The organism is Streptomyces sp. (genome assembly GCF_019510245.1).
In the GTDB taxonomy this organism is placed as follows: domain Bacteria; phylum Actinomycetota; class Actinomycetes; order Streptomycetales; family Streptomycetaceae; genus Streptomyces.
Window position 1 is genome coordinate 1 of the sequence record NZ_JAEKKT010000535.1, and the last position, 1962, is coordinate 1962.

General features: G+C 70.8%; 1 protein-coding gene and 1 pseudogene. One reads left to right on the top strand and one right to left on the bottom strand.

Annotated features, from left to right (window positions below):
• Positions 1–388: 388 nt before the first annotated feature.
• Positions 389–1144 (bottom strand): GPP34 family phosphoprotein, encoded by a 756-nt coding sequence (locus JF597_RS55140; protein WP_069763887.1) that lies wholly within the window; start codon positions 1142–1144, stop codon positions 389–391.
• A 189-nt stretch (positions 1145–1333) separates the two neighbouring features.
• Between JF597_RS55140 and JF597_RS55145 the strand changes: the two are divergent.
• Positions 1334–1962 (top strand): annotated as a pseudogene (locus JF597_RS55145) (D-alanyl-D-alanine carboxypeptidase); the annotation flags it as partial.

A 1962-nucleotide genomic window follows, 5' to 3' on the forward strand; every position in this document is an offset into this window, starting at 1 on the left:
AGCCTGCGCAGCTCCTGGCCCAGCCGGCGCCGCCTGACGGTGGGATTGACATTGGACGCCACGGGACGTGCACCTCCGGCTGCGTGCCTCGTTCTTGACTTTGCGTATCTGCTGTTGAGCAGACTGCCACCAAGGTGCTTATTACCGCTGGGAAACGGTGTATATGCGCTGCGTACCCGTCGGCTGGGGCGCCGGCCCGACCGGGCCCGGACATGCGGCCGCGCGGGGCGGCGGAACCCGGCGACGCCCGATGTTCGGACGTACGGTTCCGTCGCCCCGCGCGGACCAGCGGCTCCCGGACCGGTCTTTGGGGACTGACGGTGCGGCGGCTGAGTGGTGCGAGTCGTGCGGGTCGTGCTCTCGGCGGTGCGTGCCGTGGAACTGCGGCTCAGTGAGCCACGGCGCGCGCCATCGGTCCTCGGCGCGGTTGCATCGGAACGCCGCGAGCGGGTTCCGGTGCGGGCCTGGCTCCCGGGGCGGCCTGGCGGCCGGCGGGTGCCGGGTTACGACGTGGCTGTGCGGCCACGCCGTTCTGGACGTCCATCACGGCGTGCGCGACGAGACCGCCCATCGGGTCGTGCCTGATGAGGTCCCGCAGCCGGGACCTCGAGGACCGTCCCTCGTTGCCCGGATACAGGTGCTTGCCGAGGCCGACCGCGTGTGCCAGGGCGGCGAGCGCCGCGGTCCGCGGGTCCGGCGGTACGCCGGTGCGGATCGCCGAGTCCAGTCGGGACTTGATCTCCCGGCTGATCTCGTTGTCCGTCGCCTGGTAGCGAGTCGTCGGCAGCACTCCGCACATCTGACCCGCCACGGCATGCACCATGCCGCACCGCTCCAGATGCGAGAGGTATGTCTGGCGGAGCCCCAGTCGCGGCCCGCCGATCCAGTTCACTGCCCGCACGGGAGCGCCACGCCTTCGCAGCAACTCCAACGCGCAGTCCAAAGTCGGATCTCCAGTCGGCCGTGGGGCTACCACGGCGATACGATCCCCGTCTGGGGCTATCCGTCCGGCCAGCGCCAGCTCCACTAGCTGTGCTCCGGCCAGACCGAGGTCGAGCGACTGCGGCTGTGCGGTGGTACCCGTGGTCGGGTCCAACGCCAGCAGCAGAAGCTCTTCCGGAAGTGTTCTGCGGCTCCTGCCCATCCATGCCTCCCCGCGTGGATGAAAGACAGGGTGACCCCTCTCACATTGGTCTGTCGAGGGTGCGTGACCTGTTTGTAGTGGAACCGGTAGGTATGTCGTTCTCGTCTACCGCTTGGGACAGGGCCACACACAGGACACTGGTACATGGTTCGGACAGCGTGGTGTGGCGGCTGCCCGGAGGAGGCATCGGTGGCGGGCGAGTCCCCCGACAGGTCGAAGCAGCGCGAGTCGTCGGCAGAACCGACGTCGGGGAGCGCGAGTCCGGTTCCCGATCCCCGGCTCGCGGTGGCACGGGAGTCCATCTCACTGGGCGGCGTCGACACGGCCACGAGGGTCTTCTCGGTACGTGACCTCCCGACGACCCCCGAGAAGCCCGCCGAGAGCCCCACAGAGGCCCCAACGGACGGATCCGACACGGAGACCCCCTCGACCGCGGAGAAGCGCCCTGAGGACGCCGACGGGGCGGAGGGCCTGGAGGACGCCGACGGGTCGGAGGGCCCGGAGGACGCCCACGAGGCGGACGGGCCGGAGGACGCCGCCAGGGCGGAGGACCCTGAGGACGCCAGCGGGGCGGAGGGCCCGGACGCGACGAAGGGCCCGGCCGCTTCGGCCACAACTGTGAGCGCCGGCGACTCCGACGTTACGGAAGGCCCGGACGATTCCGGCACGGCCGAGAGCTCCGGCGACGTCGGCATGGCGGGAAACCTGGACGACGCGGACACGACCGACGACCCGGACGACTCCGGCACGGCGAAAGCCCCGGACGCCCCGGACACGACCGACGACGCGGACCATTCCGGCACGGCCGAGAGCTCCGG

What these genes read in the sequence shown, in the direction of transcription:
- JF597_RS55140 (WP_069763887.1), bottom strand. Translation starts at nt 1,144, where the DNA reads ATGGGCAGGAGCCGCAGAACACTTCCGGAAGAGCTTCTGCTGCTGGCG.